25 protein-coding genes are annotated in these 21,887 nt (G+C 65.5%); 11 read left to right on the top strand and 14 right to left on the bottom strand.

The window, feature by feature from the left end; all coding sequences use genetic code 11:
- Window positions 1–6 precede the first annotated feature (6 nt).
- The 4 genes from pyrF to I3J27_RS00740 all read left to right on the top strand — a co-directional run bounded on the left by pyrF (window position 7) and on the right by I3J27_RS00740 (window position 2,769).
- Window positions 7–717 carry an orotidine-5'-phosphate decarboxylase gene (gene pyrF, locus I3J27_RS00755; RefSeq protein ID WP_270164253.1) on the top strand — a complete coding sequence of 237 codons (711 nt, stop codon included), beginning with the start codon at window positions 7–9 and terminating at the stop codon, window positions 715–717.
- Window positions 718–739: 22 nt separating this feature from the next.
- Window positions 740–1,051, top strand: coding sequence for a DUF1330 domain-containing protein (locus I3J27_RS00750; protein ID WP_270164252.1), 312 nt, complete (start codon window positions 740–742; stop codon window positions 1,049–1,051).
- Between the two features lie 256 nt (window positions 1,052–1,307).
- The gene (gene dapB, locus I3J27_RS00745) at window positions 1,308–2,123 is read left to right on the top strand and encodes a 4-hydroxy-tetrahydrodipicolinate reductase (protein WP_270164251.1); all 816 of its coding nucleotides are present in this window, start codon (window positions 1,308–1,310) and stop codon (window positions 2,121–2,123) included.
- Between the two features lie 22 nt (window positions 2,124–2,145).
- Window positions 2,146–2,769, top strand: coding sequence for a 2,3-bisphosphoglycerate-dependent phosphoglycerate mutase (locus tag I3J27_RS00740; RefSeq protein ID WP_270164250.1), 624 nt, complete (start codon window positions 2,146–2,148; stop codon window positions 2,767–2,769).
- Window positions 2,770–2,891: 122 nt separating this feature from the next.
- Here the strand turns inward: I3J27_RS00740 and I3J27_RS00735 are convergent, their stop codons facing one another.
- Together I3J27_RS00735 and I3J27_RS00730 are read right to left on the bottom strand one after the other, a co-directional pair.
- Window positions 2,892–3,788 (bottom strand): methylated-DNA--[protein]-cysteine S-methyltransferase, encoded by an 897-nt coding sequence (locus tag I3J27_RS00735; RefSeq protein ID WP_270164249.1) that lies wholly within the window; start codon window positions 3,786–3,788, stop codon window positions 2,892–2,894.
- A gap of 55 nt (window positions 3,789–3,843) precedes the next feature.
- Window positions 3,844–4,362, bottom strand: a complete 519-nt coding sequence (locus I3J27_RS00730) for a DUF2244 domain-containing protein (RefSeq protein WP_270164248.1) — start codon at window positions 4,360–4,362, stop codon at window positions 3,844–3,846.
- A gap of 22 nt (window positions 4,363–4,384) precedes the next feature.
- Between I3J27_RS00730 and nth the strand changes: the two genes are divergently transcribed.
- Complete coding sequence (nth, locus tag I3J27_RS00725) at window positions 4,385–5,164, top strand: endonuclease III (protein ID WP_270164247.1); 780 nt, start codon at window positions 4,385–4,387, stop codon at window positions 5,162–5,164.
- 5 nt (window positions 5,165–5,169) lie between these two features.
- Here the strand turns inward: nth and I3J27_RS00720 are convergent, their stop codons facing one another.
- The 3 genes from I3J27_RS00720 to I3J27_RS00710 all read right to left on the bottom strand — a co-directional run bounded on the left by I3J27_RS00720 (window position 5,170) and on the right by I3J27_RS00710 (window position 8,973).
- Window positions 5,170–5,910 carry a sulfate transporter family protein gene (locus tag I3J27_RS00720; RefSeq protein WP_270164246.1) on the bottom strand — a complete coding sequence of 247 codons (741 nt, stop codon included), beginning with the start codon at window positions 5,908–5,910 and terminating at the stop codon, window positions 5,170–5,172.
- Between the two features lie 107 nt (window positions 5,911–6,017).
- Entirely contained in the window at window positions 6,018–6,464 is a 447-nt protein-coding gene (gene nikR, locus I3J27_RS00715; RefSeq protein WP_270164245.1) for a nickel-responsive transcriptional regulator NikR, read from the bottom strand.
- 52 nt (window positions 6,465–6,516) lie between these two features.
- Window positions 6,517–8,973, bottom strand: coding sequence for a heavy metal translocating P-type ATPase (locus I3J27_RS00710; RefSeq protein ID WP_270164244.1), 2,457 nt, complete (start codon window positions 8,971–8,973; stop codon window positions 6,517–6,519).
- A 62-nt stretch (window positions 8,974–9,035) separates the two neighbouring features.
- Here I3J27_RS00710 and I3J27_RS00705 point away from each other — a divergent pair, with 62 nt between their 5' ends.
- Entirely contained in the window at window positions 9,036–9,311 is a 276-nt protein-coding gene (locus I3J27_RS00705) for a metal-sensitive transcriptional regulator (RefSeq protein WP_253573567.1), read from the top strand.
- Between the two features lie 46 nt (window positions 9,312–9,357).
- On the opposite strand, the gene I3J27_RS00700 is transcribed toward I3J27_RS00705, so the two are convergent.
- Window positions 9,358–10,338 (bottom strand): YiiX/YebB-like N1pC/P60 family cysteine hydrolase, encoded by a 981-nt coding sequence (locus I3J27_RS00700; protein ID WP_270164243.1) that lies wholly within the window; start codon window positions 10,336–10,338, stop codon window positions 9,358–9,360.
- Between the two features lie 192 nt (window positions 10,339–10,530).
- Here I3J27_RS00700 and I3J27_RS00695 point away from each other — a divergent pair, with 192 nt between their 5' ends.
- Window positions 10,531–11,919 carry a flavin monoamine oxidase family protein gene (locus I3J27_RS00695; RefSeq protein WP_270164242.1) on the top strand — a complete coding sequence of 463 codons (1,389 nt, stop codon included), beginning with the start codon at window positions 10,531–10,533 and terminating at the stop codon, window positions 11,917–11,919.
- Window positions 11,920–12,118: 199 nt separating this feature from the next.
- Here the strand turns inward: I3J27_RS00695 and I3J27_RS00690 are convergent, their stop codons facing one another.
- From I3J27_RS00690 to pheS, 4 genes are read right to left on the bottom strand one after another with little or no spacing between them, the layout of a single operon-like run.
- On the bottom strand, window positions 12,119–12,889 hold the full coding sequence (locus tag I3J27_RS00690) for a sulfite exporter TauE/SafE family protein (RefSeq protein WP_270164241.1): 771 nt from the start codon (window positions 12,887–12,889) through the stop codon (window positions 12,119–12,121).
- Window positions 12,886–15,294 (bottom strand): phenylalanine--tRNA ligase subunit beta, encoded by a 2,409-nt coding sequence (pheT, locus tag I3J27_RS00685; RefSeq protein ID WP_270164240.1) that lies wholly within the window; start codon window positions 15,292–15,294, stop codon window positions 12,886–12,888. The genes I3J27_RS00690 and pheT overlap by 4 nt, the downstream gene beginning before the upstream one ends.
- A 10-nt stretch (window positions 15,295–15,304) precedes the next feature.
- Window positions 15,305–15,700, bottom strand: coding sequence for an ASCH domain-containing protein (locus I3J27_RS00680; protein WP_370691935.1), 396 nt, complete (start codon window positions 15,698–15,700; stop codon window positions 15,305–15,307).
- Window positions 15,697–16,779, bottom strand: a complete 1,083-nt coding sequence (gene pheS / locus I3J27_RS00675) for a phenylalanine--tRNA ligase subunit alpha (protein ID WP_270164239.1) — start codon at window positions 16,777–16,779, stop codon at window positions 15,697–15,699. Before pheS ends, I3J27_RS00680 begins: the two co-directional genes overlap by 4 nt.
- Before the next feature lie 141 nt (window positions 16,780–16,920).
- On the opposite strand from pheS, the gene I3J27_RS00670 reads away from it, so the two are divergent.
- Complete coding sequence (locus I3J27_RS00670) at window positions 16,921–17,328, top strand: hypothetical protein (protein WP_270164238.1); 408 nt, start codon at window positions 16,921–16,923, stop codon at window positions 17,326–17,328.
- A gap of 11 nt (window positions 17,329–17,339) precedes the next feature.
- Here the strand turns inward: I3J27_RS00670 and rplT are convergent, their stop codons facing one another.
- Together rplT and rpmI are read right to left on the bottom strand one after the other, a co-directional pair.
- The gene (rplT, locus tag I3J27_RS00665) at window positions 17,340–17,699 is read right to left on the bottom strand and encodes a 50S ribosomal protein L20 (RefSeq protein ID WP_027561620.1); all 360 of its coding nucleotides are present in this window, start codon (window positions 17,697–17,699) and stop codon (window positions 17,340–17,342) included.
- 80 nt (window positions 17,700–17,779) lie between these two features.
- A complete protein-coding gene (gene rpmI / locus I3J27_RS00660; RefSeq protein ID WP_007598540.1) occupies window positions 17,780–17,980 on the bottom strand; it encodes a 50S ribosomal protein L35 in 201 nt (66 codons plus the stop codon).
- Between the two features lie 275 nt (window positions 17,981–18,255).
- On the opposite strand from rpmI, the gene I3J27_RS00655 reads away from it, so the two are divergent.
- Window positions 18,256–18,672: a hypothetical protein gene (locus I3J27_RS00655; RefSeq protein WP_270164237.1), complete on the top strand. Its 417-nt coding sequence runs from the start codon at window positions 18,256–18,258 to the stop codon at window positions 18,670–18,672.
- 199 nt (window positions 18,673–18,871) lie between these two features.
- Here I3J27_RS00655 and infC read toward each other — a convergent pair whose 3' ends face one another.
- Window positions 18,872–19,411: a translation initiation factor IF-3 gene (gene infC, locus I3J27_RS00650; RefSeq protein WP_270173000.1), complete on the bottom strand. Its 540-nt coding sequence runs from the start codon at window positions 19,409–19,411 to the stop codon at window positions 18,872–18,874.
- Window positions 19,412–19,664: 253 nt separating this feature from the next.
- On the opposite strand from infC, the gene I3J27_RS00645 reads away from it, so the two are divergent.
- Together I3J27_RS00645 and I3J27_RS00640 are read left to right on the top strand one after the other, a co-directional pair.
- Entirely contained in the window at window positions 19,665–20,453 is a 789-nt protein-coding gene (locus tag I3J27_RS00645) for an alpha/beta hydrolase (RefSeq protein ID WP_270164236.1), read from the top strand.
- A 142-nt stretch (window positions 20,454–20,595) separates the two neighbouring features.
- Complete coding sequence (locus tag I3J27_RS00640) at window positions 20,596–21,063, top strand: nuclear transport factor 2 family protein (RefSeq protein WP_270164235.1); 468 nt, start codon at window positions 20,596–20,598, stop codon at window positions 21,061–21,063.
- A gap of 12 nt (window positions 21,064–21,075) precedes the next feature.
- Here I3J27_RS00640 and I3J27_RS00635 read toward each other — a convergent pair whose 3' ends face one another.
- Window positions 21,076–21,873 (bottom strand): acyl-CoA thioesterase domain-containing protein, encoded by a 798-nt coding sequence (locus I3J27_RS00635; protein ID WP_270164234.1) that lies wholly within the window; start codon window positions 21,871–21,873, stop codon window positions 21,076–21,078.
- Between the last annotated feature and the right edge of the window lie 14 nt (window positions 21,874–21,887).

Raw genomic sequence — 21,887 nt, 5'->3', positions numbered from 1 at the left:
GGTGACATGATTCCAGCCGAGATCGCCCCGAAAGACCGCCTGATCGTTGCGCTCGATCTGCCCAGTGTCGATGCCGCGGAGGCGATGATCGCAAGGCTCGGCGACAGCGTCACCTTCTACAAGATCGGCTATCAGCTCGCTTATGCCGGCGGCCTGCCATTGATCGGCAAGCTCGCCGACAAGGGCAAGAAGGTGTTCGCCGATCTCAAGATGCACGACATCGGCAACACGGTCGCGCGGGGCACCGAGAGTGTCGCGAAGCTGGGTGCGACCTTCGTCACCGTGCACGCCTATCCGCAGACCATGAAGGGCGCCGTCGAAGGCCGCGGCAGCGCGAGCCTGAAGATTCTCGCGGTCACGGTGCTGACCTCCTACAACGACGACGATCTGCATGCGGCCGGCTATCGGCTCAGCGTCTCCGAGCTGGTCGAAGCGCGCGCGCAGCAGGCGCAGGTGCTCGGCGTCGACGGGCTGGTGTCCTCGCCCGAGGAGGTTGGCGCCTTGCGCAAGATCGTCGGCCACCAGATGAGCCTCGTCACGCCCGGTATTCGCCCGGCCGGTTCGGCAACCGGCGACCAGAAGCGCATCATGACGCCCGGTCGCGCAATTGTCGCGGGCGCCGACTATCTCGTCGTCGGTCGGCCGGTGGTGGAAGCCACTGACCCGAAGGCAGTCGCAGATGCCATCCAGGCCGAGATCGCGCAGGCGCTCGGTTAACCAACAACAAGGGAGAAGAACAATGGCAAAAGGCTACTGGATCGGACGCGTCGATGTGAGCAATGACGAGGGCTACAAGCCCTATGCCGTCGCCAACGGTCCGATCTTCAAGAAATGGGGCGGCCGCTTCGTCGTCCGCGCCGGCAAGTTCACCACCGTCGAAGGCGCCAGCCGCACCCGCAACGTCGTGATCGAATTCCCGGACTACGAGACCGCGATCGCCTGCTACAACTCGCCGGAATACCAGGCCAATATCAAGGTGCGCCAGCCGCACTCTATCGCAGACCTCATCATCATCGAGGGCTATGACGGCCCGCAGCCGCAGGACGGCTGAGGCGTGTCTTTTCTTACCCTCCCCTTGAGGGGGAGGGTCGATCGCGCGCAGCGCGAGCGGGGTGGGGTGATCTCTCCACTCGGGCACTGCGCGTTGCGGAGAGACCGTCACCCCACCCCGTCTCACATTTCGCTGCGCTCCATGTGAGCCGACCCTCCCCCTCCAGGGGAGGGTAAGAGAGACTGCGACTGCCCCGATCCCCTTCGGTTGCCGGAACTGCATCCCCCCGCTACAACGGCCGTGAGAGGATCACACCATGTCCGACATGCGCTTGATTGTTGCGGGAGCCGGCGGCCGGATGGGCCGGGCATTGACGCGGGCGATTGCCGAGAGCAAAGGCGCGGTGCTGGTCGGCGCGCTGGAGGCGCCGGGCTCGGAGCTGCTCGGCAAGGACGCCGGCGTGCTCGCGGGCCTGCCGGCCAACGGCATCAAGCTCTCGGGCGATCTCTGGGCAATGTCGAAGGACGCCGACGGCATTCTCGATTTCACCGTGCCGGCGGCGACCATCGCCAACGTCGCGATCGCGGCCGAGCGCGGCCTCGTTCATGTCGTCGGCACGACCGGGCTGTCTGCTTCCGACAATGCCGTGATCAAGAGCGTTACCAACCGCGCCGTCGTGGTGCAATCCGGCAATATGAGCCTCGGCGTCAACCTGCTCGCCGCCGTGGTCAAGCGCGTCGCCAAGGCGCTCGATGAAAACTTCGATATCGAGATCGTCGAGACCCATCATCGCATGAAGATCGACGCGCCCTCCGGCACCGCGCTGATGCTGGGCCAGGCGGCAGCAAGCGGCCGTGGCGTCCCGCTCGAAGAGCATGCGGACCGTGGCCGCGACGGCATCACTGGGGCGCGCAAGCCCGGCGACATCGGCTTCGCCTCTTTGCGCGGCGGCACCGCCGCCGGCGACCACAGCGTCAGCTTCCTCGGCCCGTTCGAGCGCCTGACGCTGTCGCATCACGCCGAAGACCGCTTGCTGTTCGCGCACGGCGCGTTGAAGGCGGCGCTGTGGGCGCATGGCAAGAAGCCGGGGCATTACTCCATGGCCGACGTGCTCGGCCTCGCTGACATCTGAAGAACCAAACGGAAAGTAGTCAATGAGCGAACGTCTTCTCGTGCTCGTGCGCCACGGCCAGAGCGAATGGAATCTGAAGAACCTGTTCACCGGCTGGAAGGACCCCGATCTGACCGAGCTCGGCGTGAAGGAAGCCACGGAAGCCGGCCGCAAGCTGAAGGCGAAAGGACTCGTGTTCGACGTCGCCTACACCTCGGTGCTGACGCGCGCGCAGCACACGCTCGATCTCATCCTCGGCGAGCTCGATCAGAAAGGCCTGCCGACGATGAAGGACCTCGCGCTGAACGAGCGCGATTACGGCGATCTCTCCGGCCTCAACAAGGACGACGCGCGCAAGAAATGGGGCGAGGACCAGGTGCTGATCTGGCGCCGCTCCTACGACGTGCCGCCGCCCGGCGGCGAAAGCCTCAAGGACACGCTGGCGCGGGCACTGCCGTACTACGTTCAGGAAATTCTGCCCGGTGTGCTCAACGGCAAGCGCACGCTGGTCGCCGCCCACGGCAATTCGCTGCGCGCGCTGATCATGGTGCTGGAAAAGCTGTCGCCGGAAGGCATCTTGAAGCGCGAGCTCGCCACCGGTGTGCCGATCATCTACCGGCTCAATGCGGATTCGACCGTGGAGTCGAAGCTGGATCTGGCAGGATAGCACCGGTGCCGTAGGGTGGGCAAAGCGAAGCGTGCCCACCATCTGTCGGTGATTGCGGAAGCGTGGTGGGCACGGCGCTCTGCGCCTTTGCCCACCCTACGGGAGCTTCGCTGGGGCGACGATCACTGCATCCCCAACTGCCCGGCCTCCCAGCCCAGCATTGCCTGTTTGCGCGTGATGCCCCAGTGATAGCCGGTGAGCGTGCCGCTCTTGCCGAGTGCGCGGTGGCAGGGCACGACGAACGAGACCGGGTTCTTGCCGACCGCAGCGCCGACGGCGCGCGAGGCCTTCGGGCTGTTGATGTTGCAGGCGATGTCCGAATAGGACACCGCGCGGCCCATCGGGATCTTCAGCAGCGTCTCCCACACCCGTACCTCGAAATCGGTGCCGATCATCACGACGCGCAGCGGCTGATCCGGCCGCCACAGCTTTGTATCGAAGATGCGCGCCGCGAGCGGGGCGGTGCCGTCGTGGTCCTCGACATAGGTCGCGTTCCGCCAGCGCCGGGTCATGTCGGCGAGCGCTGCCTTTTCTTCGCCGGGGTCGGCGAAGGCGAGGCCCGACAGGCCGCGGTCGGTCGCGATCACGATGGCCGTGCCGAACGGCGAGGGATGGAAGCCGTAGCGCAAGGTGAGGCCGGCGCCGCCGTTCTTCCATTCGCCCGGCGACATCGCTTCGTGGGTGACGAAGAGATCGTGCAGCCGGCCCGGACCCGACAGGCCGGAGTCGAGCGCCGCGTCGAGGATGCTCGCGGAATCCCGCAGCAGACCCTTGGCGTGGTCGAGGGTGAGCGCCTGCATAAAGGCCTTCGGCGTGATCGAGGCCCAGCGGCGGAACAGATGGTGCAACTCATCCGGCGTGACGCCGGCCGCGTCGGCCATCGCCTCGATGGCCGGCTGCGTGCGCCAGTTCTCCGAGATGAAGGCGATCGCCCGGCGCACGGAATCATAGTCCCGCAGCGCGGCGTCCTGGGGGCCCGGCTTGGCCAGGCGCTGGTCATGTATGGCGAGTGTCATCATGACCGGGAATGTAGGAGGACGCGGCGCGCGAAACCACCCGATTTCCGACGTGGGATCAGTTGATCGGGTTGTAGGTCGGGCCGCGCCGGGCGGCGTTCAGCGCCTCGACCAAGCCTTTGTAAAAGCTGGCTTTCTCGTCGGGTCCCAGGAAGCGGGCGAGCTGGATCTGGTGGCCCCGCGAGATCAGATAGAGATGCTCGATGCCAAAGTCCTCGTCGACTTCCATGTCGAGGCGGACCCAGAGCGGATTGAACGTCCATTCGGCGACCTGGCCGTGATGGCTGACGCGGCGCACCCGCAATTCGGATGCTGTGACCGTGATCTCCTCGCGCGCCCGCGCGGTGCGGAAATTGGCCTTGAAGGCCCACCAGACCACGAGAACGTCGAGGCCGAAAAAGCCGAGCACCGGCCAGGCGCCCTTCATCAGGAAGACGAGACCGGTGACGAAGCTGACGACGCTCAGGAACAGCATTACGGCGAGGAAGCCGGTGCGGTTCAGCGAGCGATGCGGCGTCAGCAGCGCGGAGAAGATCTGCGCTTCGCGCTCGCGCTCAATTTCGTTGCCTGTGCTCATCGTCCCTCATTATATCCCGATCATGGCGAAAATCACCCGCAAGCCGGCCCCGCGCAAAGCGCCGGCGTCGAGGAAAAAGGCAAAGGCGACTGTTGCGAAGCCCAAGCCCGTCAAGAAGCCCGTCAAAAAATCGGCTTCCGCCAGGAAACCGCTGAAGGCCACAAAACCCTGGACGCCGGCCGAGGTCCGCGAGGTCTTCGACCGTTTCCGCAAGGCCAATCCCGAGCCGAAAGGCGAGCTCGAGCACGTCAATCCCTTCACGCTGCTGGTCGCCGTGGTGCTGTCGGCGCAGGCCACCGACGCCGGGGTCAACAAGGCGACGCGCGCCTTGTTCGAGACCGCCGACACGCCGCAGAAGATGCTCGACCTCGGCGAAGAGCGTCTTCGCGAGTACATCAAGACCATCGGCCTCTATCGCACCAAGGCCAGGAACGTAATCGCGCTGTCGGCAAAGGTGCTCAGTGAGTTCGGCGGCGAGGTGCCGCGCACGCGCGCGGGAATCGAGTCACTGCCGGGAGCCGGGCGGAAAACCGCCAATGTCGTGCTCAACATGGCCTTCGGCGAGCACACCATGGCGGTCGACACGCACGTCTTCCGCGTCGGCAACCGTACCGGGCTCGCGCCCGGCAAGACGCCGCTCGAAGTCGAGCTTGGCCTGGAGAAGGTGATCCCGGCCGAGTTCATGCTGCATGCGCATCATTGGCTGATCCTGCACGGCCGCTATACCTGCCTCGCGCGCAAGCCGCGCTGCGAGGTTTGCCTGATCAACGATCTCTGCCGGTGGCCGGAGAAGACGGTCTGAGCGCGTTACCGCATCTGCCGCGCCGGCTCGATCAGCTCCGGCCGCGGTCCCGATAGCCGCTTGTGCATGTGGACCATGAAGGCCATGCCGAAGATCGGCGTCGCCAGATTCACGATCGGGATCGAGACGAAGGCCGCGATAAAGAGACCGGCGGTGAAGATGGTCGCGGCATTGTCGCGCCGCATCGCCTTGGCCTCTTCCGGCGGGCGGAAGCGCATCGCCGCGAGCTCGAAATATTCGCGCCCGAGCAGCCAGGCAGCAGCCAGGAAGAAGATGAGGAATCCGGCGCCGGCGAACAGCACCAGCGGCAACGCGATCAGATAGACCAGGATCGTCAGCAGCGCGGTCTTGACGCCCTCGTAGATCGCCTGGCTGAACGGCAGCGCGACGCCCGGCCGCTCGGCGGGATAGTGCTCGCGCTCGACGATGTCGGCGACGTCGTCGACGAACAGGCTCGCCACCAGCGAGGTGATCGCAGGCATCAGGAACACGCCGCCGAACACGACGCCAAGGCCGGCCGCGATCGAGACGATCCAAGACAGCACTTCGAGCGAGGAATGCCAGCCCGGCCCGAGCAGGCCCTCCAGCCAGGCCTCGCCATAGGTCGCAAACCAGCTCAGCAGCCGCTGCAAGCCGATCGCCAGCACGGTGATCAACACCAATGCGAGCCCGATCGATCGCCACAGGATCGAGCGCATCGACGGCGACATCATTTGCGACAGCGCCTTCACGGCGGCATCCAGCATGGCAGGACCTCTCAGGAAAACCACTCGCGAGAGGTAGACACCCCGGACGCCTTCGGCAAGGGATGCCGGCTCTACCGGGCCCCAAGGCGCGGCCGGGGTGCAACTGGCTAATCGTGCCTATGCCCGTGCTTCCTTGCTTTCGCCGGCTTGCCCTCTCCTGTCGGGATCATCACCACGCGCCCATAACGCACGCCGCGTTCGGCGATGATGTGGTCGGCGAAATGCCGGACCTCGCCGGCGTCGCCGCGCAGCGCCGTCATCTCCATGCAATTGTCGTCGTCGAGATGGACGTGCAGGGTCGCCAGCGCAAGGTCGTGATGACCGTGGAATTCCTGCACCAGACGTTTTGAGAGATCGCGGGCGGCGTGGTCGTAGACATAGACGAGGCCGGCGACGCAGGGGCCGGTCTGCGCGGTGTCCTCGGTCGATTGCTGGAGCCCGGCGCGGGCGAGATCGCGGATGATCTCGGAGCGGTTCTGATAGCCGCGCGCCTCTGCCGCAGCATCGATCTCCGCCAAGAGATCGTCCTCGATCGTGATCGTGATTCGCTGCATCAGAATGCTCCCTCGCGCGGCTCGATACCGTTCTACACGGATTCTGCGACGCTCATAAACGCGTCGCGCGTAGCCGCAGCGCATTTCCGACCACGCTGACCGAGGATAGCGCCATCGCTGCCGCTGCGATGATCGGCGAGAGCAGCACGCCGAACGCCGGATAGAGGATGCCGGCCGCGATGGGAATGCCGGCGGCGTTGTAGATGAACGCAAAGAACAGGTTTTGCCGGATGTTGCTCATCGTCGCTTGCGACAGCCTTCGCGCCCGCACGATGCCGGTGAGATCGCCCTTCAGCAGGGTGACGCCGGCGCTCTCCATCGCCACATCGGTGCCGGTGCCCATGGCGATGCCGACTTCGGCGGCCGCCAGCGCCGGTGCGTCGTTGACGCCGTCGCCGGCCATCGCGACGCTGCGGCCGGCCTTTTGCAGCTTTGTCACCACCGCGCTCTTCTGGTCCGGCAGCACCTCGGCCTCGACCTCGGCAATGCCGAGCCGTCGCGCCACCGCCTCCGCCGTGGTGCGGTTGTCGCCTGTCAGCATGATCACCTTGATGCCTTCGGCGGCAAGCGCTTTCAGCGCCTCCGGGGTCGAGGCCTTGACCGGATCGGCAATCGCAAGCAGGCCGGCGAGCGTGCCGTCGACGGCCATGTTGATCACGGTGGCGCCGTCGCCACGCAGGTGCTCGGCCTCGGCGTCGAGCGGTTTGGTGTCGACGCCGATCGACGTCAGATATCGGGCATTGCCGAGCACGATGGTCTTGCCATCGACCTTGCCGGTCGCCCCCTTGCCGGTCGGCGAATCGAATTGCTCGACCTGGCTGAGACTGAGCTGCTTCTCCTTCGCCGCGCGCACGATGGCATCCGCGAGCGGATGCTCGCTGGCGCGCTCGACGCTGGCTGCGATACGGAGCAGCTCGTCTTCCGCAAAGCCGGCGGCGGGAACGATCGCGACCACCTTCGGCTTGCCCTCGGTCAGCGTGCCCGTCTTGTCGACCACCAGCGTGTCGATCTTCTCCATCCGCTCCAGCGCCTCGGCGTTCTTGATCAGCACGCCGCCTTGCGCGCCGCGGCCGACGCCGACCATGATCGACATCGGGGTCGCAAGACCGAGCGCACAGGGGCAGGCGATGATGAGCACGCTGACGGCGGCGACGAGACCAAAGGCAAGCCGCGGCTCCGGCCCGAACCAGGCCCAGGCGGCGAAGGCGGCGATGGCGACGACTATTACCGTGGGCACGAACCAGCCTGCGACCTGATCGGCCAGCCGCTGGATCGGCGCGCGCGAGCGTTGCGCGTCGGCGACCATCTGCACGATCTGCGACAGCAGCGTCTCGCGCCCGACCTTGTCGGCGCGCATGACGAAGCCGCCGGACTGGTTGAGCGTGCCGGCAATGACCTTGGCGCCGGTCTCCTTGGTGACCGGCATGGATTCGCCCGTCACGAGCGATTCGTCGAGCGACGAGCGGCCCTTGAGAATGGTTCCGTCGACCGGCACCTTCTCGCCGGGGCGCACCCGCAGGCGATCGCCGGCATGAAGCGCGTCGATCTCGACCTCATGCTCGCTGCCATCGGCATCGACCCGGCGCGCGGTCTTCGGGGCCAGCTGGAGCAGCGCCTTGATCGCGCCGGAGGTCGCATCGCGCGCCCGCAGCTCCAGCACCTGGCCGAGCAGCACCAGCACGGTGATGACCGCAGCCGCCTCGAAATAGACGGCAACCGCGCCTTCATGGCCGCGGAACGTCGCGGGGAAAATCTGCGGCGCGATGGTGCCAATCAGGCTGTAGACATAGGCAACGCCCGTGCCCATCGCGATCAGTGTGAACATGTTGAGGTTGCGCGTCAGCAGCGACTGCCAGCCGCGGACGAAGAACGGCCAGCCGGCCCACACCACCACGGGCGTCGCGAAGACGAGCTGGATCCAGTTCGAGAGCGTCTGGTCGATCCAGTTGTGCGGACCGGCGAGATGGCCACCCATCTCCAGCACCACGGCCGGCAGCGCCAGCGCGCCGCCGATCCAGAACCGTCGCGTCATGTCGGCGAGCTCAGGGTTGGGACCGGTCTCCAGGCTCGCGACCTCCGGCTCCAGCGCCATGCCGCAGATCGGGCAGGTGCCGGGTCCGACCTGGCGGATCTCCGGATGCATCGGGCAGGTGTAGATCGTGCCCTCAGGCATCTCCGGCGCGGAGGCCTTGTCCTTGGCGAGATACTTTGCCGGATCGGCGGCGAATTTGCCGCGGCAGCCGGCCGAACAGAAATGGAAGGTCTCGCCGTGATGCGTGAGGCTGTGCTTCGAGGTCGCGGGATCGACCGTCATGCCGCAGACGGGATCGAGGACCTTTGTCGCGGCGGCGCCATGGTCATGGCCGTGATGATGCGCATGGGGGGCTTGATCGCCGTGTCCGCCGCAACAGGAGGAGGCCGCCGGCTTCGCCGCCGCAGCCTTCGTGGAACAGCCGCATCCCGAATGCGCTTCCCCGTCGTGATGATGCTCGTGGTCCGCGTCGTTCATGCCCATGCTCCGGTCTTGTGCCTGCTCTTGCAACCCATACCCGGTAGGGGTATATAGACCCCATGCGCAAGGACATCAAGGCATCCGTCGGAAAACGTCTCGGCCGGATCGAGGGGCAGGTTCGCGGCCTCTCGAAAATGGTCGAGGAGGACCGCTACTGCATCGACATCGTGACGCAGATCTCGGCGGTGCGCGCCGCGCTGCGCCGGGTCGAGGAGGAGGTCTTGAAGGACCACGTCGCCCACTGCGTCGAGCACGCCATCGCGAGCGGCGACAAGGTTGATCAGCGCGAGAAGATCGCGGAGCTGATGGCCGTGATCGGACGGGCGGAACGGTAGGTTTCTACCTACGTCGCTGCGCCCCTCGCAGGGACGACAGCGGTGCCTACGCCGCGACCTCGCGCGCGTCTGCGCGGCGCCGCGCGCGGTACGTCGCAAGCTCGTTCAGCAGCACGAAATGCTCGGAATAGGCGGCGTCCATCTCGGCGGCCGCCTCGCGCATCACTTTCTCAGCCGCAACTTCAGCCGGCGCCTCTTCGTCAATCGCCTCAGGAACGAGCGGCGGCGCACGGAGCGTTTCTGGAAACACACTGAATGTGCCCGCTACCTCCTCGAGCGGCTTCTGCTTGTCGGCCCAGTGCAGGGCGGTGTAGTCGAAACCGTGCACGATGGTGGGTTTGACGACTTCGAAATAGGGCGAGATATCGAAGTCGCGGGGCATGTAGAGCGAGGAATCGCGGATGTGCAGGATCTCCCGGCGGGCGGCGCGGCTGCCGGCCTTGGTGATCTTCGGCAGGATCGGATAGCGCACGGCATCGAACGCCTGCGCGATCAGCGCCGAGCAGATGATCTTGGTGGGGTCACCCGAGCCGATCGCGATCATGCGCCGCCGCCAGCGCTGCGGTATCGGCAGTGGAAACAGGAAGCGCATCAGGTCGACGATGTTCTTGGTGTCGTAGCCGAAGCCAATGCGGTTGATGGCATAGCGGCAGACCGTGGTGCGGTCCTCATAGGACAGTCCGACCGGACGGCAAACGCGGGTATGATACGGGAAATATTTCGACAGCGGCGCCGAGGTGACGCCTTCGCCGATATTGGCCTCGATCAGCACGTGCGGCTCGCCGTCGGGCTCTTCCGCCCCCTCGATCGGCCCGACATAGAGCGCGGCATGGGACCAGGTCGACTGCGTCAGATATTTGATGATGCCGGAGATGCGGTTGTTGCCCTCGACCAGCAGCACGTCGCCCGGCTCGATGACGCCGCGCAGATGCTCGGGGTCGCTCGGCGTGAACGGCTCGTAGCCCGGCACCTCCTTCGAGAGGTACGCGGCAATCAGCTTGCCGACTGAGTCCAGGACCGTCCCCATCTCAAACTCCCCCCACGGCCTTTTCCGGCCGTCTTTTTCCCTTCTCTATCATGGTCGAAACGTCTTGCAATTCGGTTCATCACTCTGTGAGATCAAGCACGATTGATTCACCATGATGGTTGCTGCGCAACATCAGATGCGGCAAGGTTCGCTAGCTGTTCCCGTTCGCCGCAAGTCCTCGGAAACCATGACATGACAATCACGCGCCGCGGCTTCCTATCGGCGTCGGCGGGGTTTGCCGCGATGCCGGTCCTGCGCGCGACTGCCGCACCCCTGCCGCGTGAGGCTGACATCGTCGTGATCGGCGCGGGGGCAGCCGGTATCGCTGCAGCGCGGCGCATCATGGCGACGGGCCGCAAGGTCGTGGTGGTGGAAGCGGCCTCGCAGGTCGGCGGCCGCTGTATCACCGACACGACGACCTTCGACACGCCGTTCGATCGCGGCGCGCGCTGGATGCACAATCCCGAGACCAATCCGATGATCCGGCTGGCGCGCAGTGCCGGGCTCGACGTGCTGCCGGCGCCGGCCGGCCAGAAGATGCGCATCGGCCGCCGCAATGCCCGCGCCGGCGAGACCGAAGAGTTTCTCGCCGCCTTGGTGCGTGCCAACCGCGCCATCGACGAGGCTGCGCGCGGCAAGCTGGATACGGCCTGCGGCTCGGTGCTGCCGAAGGATCTCGGCGACTGGGCCGGTGCGGCCGAATTCATGCTCGGCGCGAGCTTTGCCGGCAAGGACCTGAAAGAGTTGTCGGCGATCGACAAGGCGCGCGCGCAGGACCGCAACGCCGCGATCGCCTGTCGCCAGGGCTTGGGTACGCTGATCACAAGGCTCGGCGAGCAGGTGCCGGTCGCGCTGGCGACATCGGCGAGCCGCATCGTCTGGAGCAATCGCGACGTCAGCGTGGAAACCCCGAGCGGGAAGATCGCCGCGCGCGCCGCCATCGTCACGGTGTCGACCAATGTGCTGACGTCAGGCGCGATCAAGTTCGGGCCCGATATGCCCAAGCGCACGCTCGATGCCGTGTCGAAGCTCACGCTCGGCAGCTATGATCACATCGTGCTGCAACTGCCGGGCAATCCGCTCGGGCTCTCGCGCGACGACATTCTCATCGAGCAGAGCAGTTCGACCCGCACGGCGCTCATGTTTGCCAATATCGGCGGCTCCTCGTTGTGCTCGATCGATGTCGGCGGCTCATTCGGCCGCGATCTCTCCGAGCAGGGCGAGAAGGCGATGATCGCGTTCGCGAAGGAGTGGATCACGAAGCTGTTCGGCAGCGAGGCGGCGGCCGTCGTGCAGAAAGCCAGCGCCACGCGCTGGAACGCCTCGCCCTTCGTGATGGGGGCGATGTCGGCGTCCTCACCCGGCGGTCAGCTCTCGCGCAGGGTTTTGGCGGAGCCGATCGGCAACATGTTCCTGGCCGGCGAAGCCACGCACGAGACGCTGTGGGGCACCGTCGACGGCGCCTGGGAAAGCGGCGAGCGCGCGGCGGATGCCGCGCTGCGCAAGATCGGCGCGCTCAAGGACGAGCCGGCGGATGTGCCGACGCAATCGACCAAGAAGCGTCGCGCGCCGAGGCAGTAGGGCAGCCAGGTAGCAACACACTCGCTGTCGTCCCGGACAAGCGCAGCGAAGCGGAGCGCAGATCCGGGACCCATACCCACAGGGAGCAATTTGGCGAAGATTCGGAGTTGCCAGCTAGCGCTAAAGCTTCTCCCTGTGGTTATGGGTCCCCGCGCCACGTGCGCAATTGCGCACTAGGCGGGGACGACAGCGGAGATTGCTACCGCAACACACCGTCCAGCACCGGCAGCCCCGCGATCACCGCTATCGCGATCAACCCGTAGCAAATCGCGCGAAACACCTTTTCGCTGGCGCGGCCGAACAGCGAGGCGCCGAAGGCGACGCCGATCGCATAGACCGGGCCGACGATCAGCGAGAGCACCAGCGATTCGCGGCTGATCAGGCCCGTCGTCGCGTAGCTGACCATCGAGAAGAAATCCGACGCGCCGAAGAACAGCAGGATATTGGCGCGCGCGACGACCGGCGCGATGGGGCGGCCGAGCCAATAGCCGACGATCGGCGGGCCGCCGGTCTGCGCAAGGCCGCTACAGAAGCCGGAGAGGCCGCCGATGCCGACCGAGAGCCAGGCGTGGCCCTTGCCGCGATAGCGCCAGCCCGATAGCAGCAGGAGCAACAGCGCTGCGACGAAGCCGGAGATGATCCAGCGCGTCGTGACGGGCTCGAGCACGCTGAGGTAATAGGTGCCGAGGGGAACGCCGACCAGCGCGCCCAGCACGATCACGGCGGTGGCCTTGCGGTCGGCCTTGCGCCAGGCCTCGGGCAGCAGCGGCGCGGCCGCGACAAAATCGATGACGAGAAGCAAGGCGGCAACGAGACGTGGCGCCGCGATGCTGCTCGCCAGCGGCATGAAGATCAGGGCCGAGCCGAAGCCGGAGAAGCCGCGCGCGGTACCCGAAACGAAAGCGACGGCGCAGAGCGCCATCGCAATGGTGAGGCTGACGTCCTTCGGGAGAAAGTCAGCCAGGGTCATCCCCGCAACGTGCCGCCGGTCTTCTTCGTCACCTCCGCCACGATCTTCGCGGCGACGGCCTCGATCTCCTGATCGGTCAGCGTCTTCTCGCGCGGCTGGATCGTCACCGCGATCGCGATCGACTTCTTGCCGTCATCGATGCCCTTGCCTTCGTAGACGTCGAAGACGTTCACGCCGGTGATCAGCTTCTTGTCGACGCTCTGCGCGGCGCGGACGATGTCGCCGGCCTTCACGGCGCGGTCGACGATGAAGGCGAAGTCGCGCGACACGGGCTGGAATGCCGACAGCTCGATCACGGGCTTGGCGCGGGTCGGCTTCTTTTTCGCCTCGGGGATGCGGTCGAGGATCACCTCGAACACCATCAACGGACCGTCGGCGCCGAGCGCCTCGAGCGCGCGGGGATGCATTTCGCCGAAATGGCCGAGCACGTTCTGGGGCCCGATCTGGATCGTGCCGGACCGTCCGGGATGCAGCCATTTCGGGCCGCCCGCGACGATCTGCAGCGCCTGCATCGGCGCGCCGGCAGCAGCCAGCACGGCCAGCGCATCCGCCTTGGCGTCGAAGACGTCGGCCTGCGTCGAGCCCGTCCAATGCCGGCCGAGACCTTCGGAGGAAGCAAAGCCGCGGCGCACGCCGCTGGCCGCCATGAACTGATCCTGCGGACGATCACCCTTGAAGATCTGGCCGACCTCGAACAGTGCGACGTCGCCAAAGCCGCGATCGGCATTGGCCTGCGCCGCTGCGATCAGGCCCGCCAGCAGGGTCGGGCGCATGTCGGAGAGATCCGACGCGATCGGATTGGCCACTTCGAGCTCACGCTGGCCGCCGCCGAACAACTCGGCCGCTGACTTGGTGATGAATGACCACGTCACCGCTTCGATGATGCCGCGGCCCGCGAGCGCACGCCTGGCGCGGCGGGTACGGAGCTGGAGCGGCGTCAGCACGGACTTGCGTGCGTCCTCGCCGCGCTCGAACGGCGTCATCGGCACCTTGTCGACGCCGAAGATGCGCACGATCTCCTCGACGATGTCGGCCTTGCCGTGCACGTCGGTGCGCCAGGACGGTACCGCGACCTTCACGACCGGGCCGGGGCCCGCCATCATGAAGCCGAGGTGGCTCAGGATGCGCTTCATCTCCGCTTGCGGTACCTCGATGCCGGACAGACGCTTGACCTCAGTGATCGGGAAATCGATCACGCGGTCGTCGCCAAAGGCCTTGCCGACCACGACGGTCTCGGACGGCGCGCCGCCGCACATCTCCATCACCAGCTTGGTCGCGAGCTCGAGCCCGGGCACCATGAAGGCCGGATCGACGCCGCGCTCGAAGCGATAGCGCGCATCCGAATTGATGCCGAGCTTGCGGCCGGTCTGGGCGATGTTGATCTCGTTCCACAGTGCCGATTCGATCAGCACGTCGGTGGTGCTCTCGTCGCAGCCCGAGGCTTCGCCGCCCATGATGCCGGCGAGCGATTCGACGCCGTGCTCGTCCGCGATCACGCAGACGTAGGCGTCGAGATTGTAGGTGCGGCCGTCGAGCGCGAGCAGCGTCTCGCCGTCGCGCGCGCGGCGGACGACGAGATTGCCCTTGACCTTCTTCGCGTCGAACACGTGCAGCGGGCGTGCGCGGTCGTAGGTCATGAAGTTGGTGATGTCGACCAGCGCGTTGATCGGGCGCAGCCCGATCGCGGTCAGCCGCTTCTGCAGCCATTCCGGCGACGGCCCGTTCTTGACGCCGCGCACGAGGCGGAGCGCGAAGCCCGGGCACAGCGCGGCGTCCTCGACCGTCACCTTCACGGGACAGGGGAATTCGCCCTTGATCGGCTTGATGGTGGGGTCCTTGAACTTGCCCATGTCGGCGGCAGCGAGATCGCGCGCGATGCCGTGCACGCCGGTGCAGTCCTGCCGGTTCGGTGTCAGATTGATCTCGACCACGGGATCGCCGAGCGCGGCCCATTCGGCGTAACCCGCACCGATCGGCGCGTCCGCCGGCAATTCCATGATGCCGTCATGGTCGTTGGAGAACTGAAGCTCGGCCGCCGAGCACAGCATGCCGCGGCTCTCGACGCCGCGAATGGTGCCGACGCCCAGCGTGATGTCCTTGCCGGGAATGTAGGTGCCGGGCGGCGAGAACACGCTGACGAGTCCGGCGCGCGCATTCGGCGCACCGCACACCACCTGCACGGGTGCGCCGCCGTCGCCGGTGTCGACCATGCAGACGCGCAGGCGATCGGCGTTCGGATGCTGCTCGGCCGAGATCACCTTGGCGATGGTGAACGGCTTCAGCGCCTTCGCCTTGTCCTCGATGTTCTCGACCTCGAGCCCGATCATGGTGAGCTTCTCGGCGAGCCTGTCGAGCGGCTCGTCGGTGTCGAGATGATCCTTCAGCCAGGAGAGCGTGAATTTCATGGTGCCGTTCCTAGAAAGCCTCGATCAGGCGAAAGCGTTCGCACATGAGCATCATGTCTTCGCGAAACTTGCCTTGCCGACCGAAATAGTTGCGGTGTGCGCTGCGCCAGTAGTCGAGACTGCGATCACCTTCGCCTTCGTCGAAGGCAAAGGCCGCATCGACGTCGCCGAAGCGGCGATAGCTCACCTCGGTGGTCTCGATGATGCAGCGTGGCTCTCCGCGTCCGTCGAGCACGATCCAGCGTTCGCCCGGCGTCGAGGTGTTGGGCTCGTCCTCGGTGCTGCATGTCGCGGTCTTGACGCCCCGGATCACGAGATCGAGCAACTCGTCGGCCAGAGCCGGTCCGTCGCCGAAGGCGAACGACCGCAGGCCGCGATATTGCTCTGGGACGGCGCTCAGATTCACGAGCTCAGTCCTCCCGCAAGCGTCGGCACTTCGAGCGGCTTGAAGCCGTAATGGGACAGCCAGCGCACGTCGCTGTCGAACAACTGGCGCAGATCGGCGATGCCGTATTTCAGCATGGCGATGCGATCGATGCCCATGCCCCAGGCAAAGCCCTGGTACTCGTCGGGGTCGATGCCGCAGGCGCGCAGCACGTTCGGATGCACCATGCCGCAGCCCAAAATCTCGAGCCAGTCCTCGCCTTCGCCGAAGCGAATCTCGTCCTTGCCGCGGCGGCACTGGATGTCGACTTCCAGCGACGGCTCGGTGAACGGGAAGAACGACGGGCGGAAGCGCATGTTGATGTGGTCGACCTCGAAGAACGCCTTGCAGAACTCGTGCAGGATCCATTTGAGGTGGCCGAGATGCGAATGCTTGTCGATGACGAGGCCTTCGACCTGATGGAATTGCGGCGTGTGGGTCGCGTCCGAATCGATGCGGTAGGTTCGGCCGGGGCAGATCACGCGGATCGGCGGCTTCTGGCTCAGCATGGTGCGCACCTGCACCGGCGAGGTATGGGTCCGCAGCAGCATGCGCGAGCCGTCCTCCTTCGGATGGAAGAAGAACGTGTCGTGCATCTCGCGCGCCGGATGGCCTTCCGGGAAATTCAGCTTGGTGAAGTTGTAGTCGTCGGTCTCGATATCGGGACCTTCGGCGACCGAGAATCCCATGTCGGCGAAGATCGTGGTCAGCTCGTCCCAGACCTGGCTCAAGGGATGGATGCGGCCGGCCTCGGCAGGAGCCTCGCGCAGCGGCAGCGTCACGTCGATGGTTTCCGATGCCAGCCGCGCGTCGAGCGCCGCCGACTTCAGCACGTCGCGCCGTGCGGCGAGCGCCTGGGTGACCTCGTCCTTGGCCTGGTTGATCGCGGCGCCTTGCGTCTTGCGCTCGTCCGGCGACATCTTGCCGAGCGTCGCAAGCAAGGCCGAGATCGAGCCCTTCTTGCCGAGCGAGGCAACGCGGACGGCTTCGAGGGCCGCTTCGTCGCCGGCGGCGGCGATCTCTGCGAGGATGGATTGGACGAGGCTGGCGAGGTCGGACACGGTCGGATCCCTCAAACTTGCAAAAGGCTGCCGGGTTGTGGCCGCAGCCGGGGCTTAACGTCAAGCCGAATGGCCGTCGTAAATGCGAGGCATTTGAACCGTAAAGGCATGGCTGGCACCAACCAGTCGAAGGAAGGGACGATGCGTTTGCGATCCTGGCTGGCCGGCCTTGCCATGGTGCTCTTGGGAAGCGTGGCTCATGCGGCCGAGGAATGCCCGGCCACATCCAATTCGATGGGCGACATCATCGCCGCCCTGAACGCGGCGCCGAGCTGCGACCGTGCCATGAAGCTGTTCGAGGCCTGTGCCTACGGCGCCAGCGGCGACGTGCAGTTCGGGGAGGTCGCCGAGAAGAAGTGCGAGGCCGATTTTATCGGCCAGGCGAAGCCGTCGCAAAAGCTCAGCTATCAGCGCGAGTTGGGGATCTGCGACCGGAAATACCGGAACAGGTCCGGCACCATGTATATTTCGGCAACAGCCTTCTGCCGGGCGGAGGTCGCCCAGCGTTACTCGCGACGCGTGCTGCAGGCCGGCGGCGCCGGCCGTTAGCGCGGCACTGCTCAGGCAGCCAGAGCGGCCTTGGCCTTCTCGGCGATCGCCTGGAACGCCGCGGGCTCGCTGATGGCGAGATCCGACAGCACCTTGCGGTCCACGGTGATCCCGGACTTGGCCATGCCGTCGATAAATCGGCTGTAGGTCAGGCCGAACGGACGGACGGCAGCGTTGATGCGCTGGATCCAGAGCGCGCGGAACGTCCGCTTCTTACGCTTGCGGTCGCGGAAGGCGTACTGCTGGGCCTTCTCGACGGCCGGCTTGGCGGCGCGGATGGTGTTCTTGCGGCGGCCATAGAAGCCCTTGGCGGCCTTGTAGACTTTCTTGTGCTTGGCGTGGGCGGTCACACCGCGTTTGACGCGAGACATGACAAATATCCTTCAGAGATGACTTGGTTTTCGGATCGCCGCACCAGGTGCGGCGGAGATGGCAATGATCGTGGACGCGATCAGGCGTTCGGCAAGAAGTACTTCTTGACGTTGTCGCCGTCGGTCTTGAACAGCACCGCGGTGCCGCGCAGTTGACGGATCTGCTTCTTCGTCCGCTTGATCATGCCGTGACGCTTGCTGCGATGAGCGAACATCACTTTGCCGGTGGCAGTCACCTTGAAGCGCTTTTTAGCGCCCGATTTGGTCTTCAGCTTGGGCATTTTGCTCTCCTATGGCCACAACAGAATGCCGCCCGCGAAGGCGGCTGGCCGTCTAAAATGCTCGTTAGAGCGTTGATTGTGCTCAGGTTTTTACGAACAAGCGCAAAACCCGCACGAGACACCGCCACGGCAGCCCTTAATCAGCCGGGCGATGAAGGCTGGGCTTATGACAGAGGACGGGCGAATTGGCAACGATGAACCGCCGGAACCGGCTCGGCGACTATCGGGAATTGACACCCATATGTCCAAGTCGTGTCGTCTGGAGCAGGACCAAAATGGCCCATTTTTCCCGATCGCTTTCCTCTCTGACTGATTTTGCCCGTCCGCGCCATCTGGCGCTCTTGTTGACGCCCCTGGCCGTGCTCGCCACGGCCGCGCTGCCACAGGCCGCCGAGGCCCGTGTCGGCAGCTATGACGGTATCTGGAACGTCACTTTCGCCACCACCCGTGGCAATTGCAGTTCGGGCTACAGCGTCCCCTTCACGGTCAACGGCCGCCGGGTGTCGTCCGCCGGCGGCGGCCGGGTCTCCGGCACCGTCAATCGCGGCGGCGCCGTCGCGGTGCAGGTCTCGGTCGGCGCGTCCCATGCCGCCGGCGGTGGCCGGCTTGCCGGCGTGGCCGGCGCCGGCTCGTGGCGAGGCATCATCTCCGGCGACCCGTGCAGCGGCACTTGGCAGGCGACAAGGACCTAGCCAGGAAGACGGTGTGCTCCCTCCTCCGCCTGCGGGGGAGGGCCGGGGAAAGGGTGTCTCCACGACGACGCCCCCAAGAGGAGAAAGCCCTCACCCGGCGCTTCGCGCCACCCTCTCCCGCAAGCGGGAGAGGGAAAAACAAAACGGCCCGCCGGAGATCCCGACGAGCCGTTGAACTTTCAGTCCTGAAAAGCCGGCGTCAGCGCGGCGCCAGCACCATGACGACCTGGCGACCTTCGAACCGTGCGTCCTGCTCGACCTTGGCAAGCTCGGCGACGTCGGTCTTGATCTTGTCGAGAAGCTTGGTGCCGATCTCCTGGTGCGCCATTTCGCGGCCGCGATAGCGCAGCGTGATCTTGACCTTGTCGCCCTCTTCGAAGAACCGCTGCATCGCGCGCATCTTCACGTCGTAATCATGATCGTCGATCATCGGGCGGAGCTTGATCTCCTTGATCTCGACGATCTTCTGCCGCTTGCGGGCTTCGGCGGCTTTCTTCTGTGCCGAATATTTGTACTTCCCGTAGTCCATGATCTTGCAGACGGGAGGGCTGACGTTCGGCGAGATCTCGACCAGATCCATGCCGGCTTCCTGAGCCATGCGGATGGCCATGACGGTTTCGACGGTGCCTTTGTTGTCACCGGTCTGATCGATCAGCTGGATCTGCGCATTGCGAATATCATCATTGATGCGCGGCCCGTCTTTGCTGGCAACGGGCGGGGCTTTATTGGGACGGCGAATGGGTGGTTCTCCAAGGTTGTGAAAGAGACGGCTATTTTGCAGGAAGATACGTTTGCCGGCAAGCAATTCGCTCATGCGATGGGCGAATTGCCTCAAATGCGAGGCATTCTGGTCACGCCCAACGGCACGCTGAGGGACATAGACACCTTGCGTATGTTCCGCAAGCGTCCCAAAGGGACAATGCCGGCAGGGGTTAAGCCTGCTGCACTCGGGGCCTAGACAGTTCAAACCGCACAGCCAGAGCAAACGTTCCATGACCGACGCAATTCCCGATGCCGTGCCCGACTTTATCGATGTGGGCGAAGGCCCGTCCGCACGCAGGATCGCGGTGCGCCACCGCCCCGGGCGCGGCCCCGGGCTGGTCTGGCTCGGCGGCTTCAAGTCGGACATGCAGGGCGGCAAGGCCGTGGCGCTGGACGGCTGGGCCAGGGACCATGGCCGCGCCGTGGTCCGGTTCGACTATTCCGGTCACGGCGAATCCAGCGGCGATTTCGCCGATGGAACCATCGGAAGCTGGCTCGAGGATAGCGTGGCGGTGTTCGAGCGGTTCTGCGACGGCCCGCAAGTCCTGATCGGCTCGTCCATGGGGGGCTGGATGGCGCTGCTTCTCGCGCGCGAAATCAGGAAGCGCGCCGGTCAAGCGTCGTTGGCAGGTCTGGTGCTGATCGCGCCGGCGCCCGACTTCACCGAAGAACTGATGTGGAAGAATTTTTCGGCCGAGGTGAAGAAAGAGATCGAGACCAAGGGCTTCTGGCTGCGGCCGTCGGAATATGGCGACGGCTCGCCCTATCCGATCACGCGGAACCTGATCGAGGAAGGCCGCAATCATCTCGTGCTCGGCAGCGCCATCGATCTCGGCTGCCCCGTGCGCATCCTGCAAGGCGCGCAGGATCCTGACGTGCCGTGGCAACACGCGTTCGCGCTGACGCATCGCCTGCCGGCCGACGACGTCGTGCTGACCATGATCCAGGACGGCGACCACCGCCTGTCGCGTCCGCAGGACATCGCCCGCATTCTTGCCGCGGTGGCAGAGATCGGGTGAAATTGTCGTACTCGCTGTCATTGCCCGCGAAGGCGGGCAATCCAGTACGCCGCGGCCGTCGTGATTGAACCGAGAAGCCTCGGAGTACTGGATGCCCCGGTCACGCCGGGGCATGACGGAGAATGGGGAGGGAGAAACGCCGATGCCCACCACCGCCATGCTGCGCGCCTTCTGCGACGCTGTCGAACAGCGCAACGGCCGTGCCTTTGCCGATCTCTTCACCGAGGACGGCGTCTATCACGATGTCTTCTACGGCGCCTTTGCAGGCCGGACAAAGATCGCCGCGATGATCGACGACTGGTTCTACCGCACGGCGACCGATTTCCGCTGGGACATGCACGATCCCGTCACCGACGGCACCACGCTCTATGCGCGCTACACGTTCAGCTATCGCTCGACCTTGCCGGAAGCGAACGGCGCGCGGGCGATGTTCGAAGGTGTTGCGATCATGACGCTGAAGAGCGGCAGGATCGCGAGCTATCACGAGGTTGCCAACACCGCGCCGGCATTCGTCGATTTGAAGTTTGCGCCCGAGCGGATTGCGAAGATCGTCGGCAAGCAGGGCGCGGAGCTGAAGGCACGGCCGGAGATGCAGCGGCATCTGGCCTGACGGCAGAGGCCTTTACCGTTTCGAGGGGGTCGCCATCGGCTTGCGCTGCGCCAGCGCGGCGACCGTGGCGGTACCGATCGGTCCCTGCTCGTCATAGAGCCAGCATTCGCCGATCGCGACGCCATCGGTGGCCTGGTGGTTCACCACGTCGAAACCGATCCAGTTCGTCACCGGCAGACGGTGCAGATAGATCGTGACGTCGCTGTTGATGTAGCCGAGCCCCTTGTCGCCGGCGTTCGCAAACGGGCTCGCGAAATCGGCGCCGGTGGCGACATGCACGAACGGCGTCATCGGCACGCCCGCGACCAGCTCGCGCACCTCGCTCATCCAGAGTTTTCTCGGCCCGAGCGAGCCCATATGGCCGACAATGGGGCGCGTCGTCCATTTGCCGTTCATGCCGAGCCTGGGATCGGTCGGCTGCGGGATGTCGGCCGGTTTCGGCACGTCCCAGTTCGGTGGCGACCAGACATTGCCGTCCGGATTCTGCGTCCGCCGCAGCAATTGGCAAGAAGCGCGCGCCATGCTGACGCCACCCGAGAGGAATTCCGCTTCCACCACGCGGATGCGTAGTCCGTCGCGCACGAGCCGCGTCGTCACCTCGATCGGCTTGTCGATGGTCGGCAACCGAAACATGTCGACGGTGAACCGTGCCGGAACGAATTCGGGGCCGGAATGACGCTCCTCGATGGCGAAGCCCAGCAGGCCGACGATGACGCGGCCGTGCAGCGATTTCGGATCCCACGGGCCGTTCGCCACTTCCGTCGGATGGAATGTATCGCCCTCGCGGGTGAAGAAAGGCATGTTTGTCATAGCGCGCGAGATTG

Source organism: Bradyrhizobium xenonodulans, assembly GCF_027594865.1.
Lineage (GTDB): Bacteria > Pseudomonadota > Alphaproteobacteria > Rhizobiales > Xanthobacteraceae > Bradyrhizobium > Bradyrhizobium xenonodulans.
Note: the sequence above shows the minus strand (reverse complement) of the source record. Positions and strands in the feature narration are given on the sequence as shown.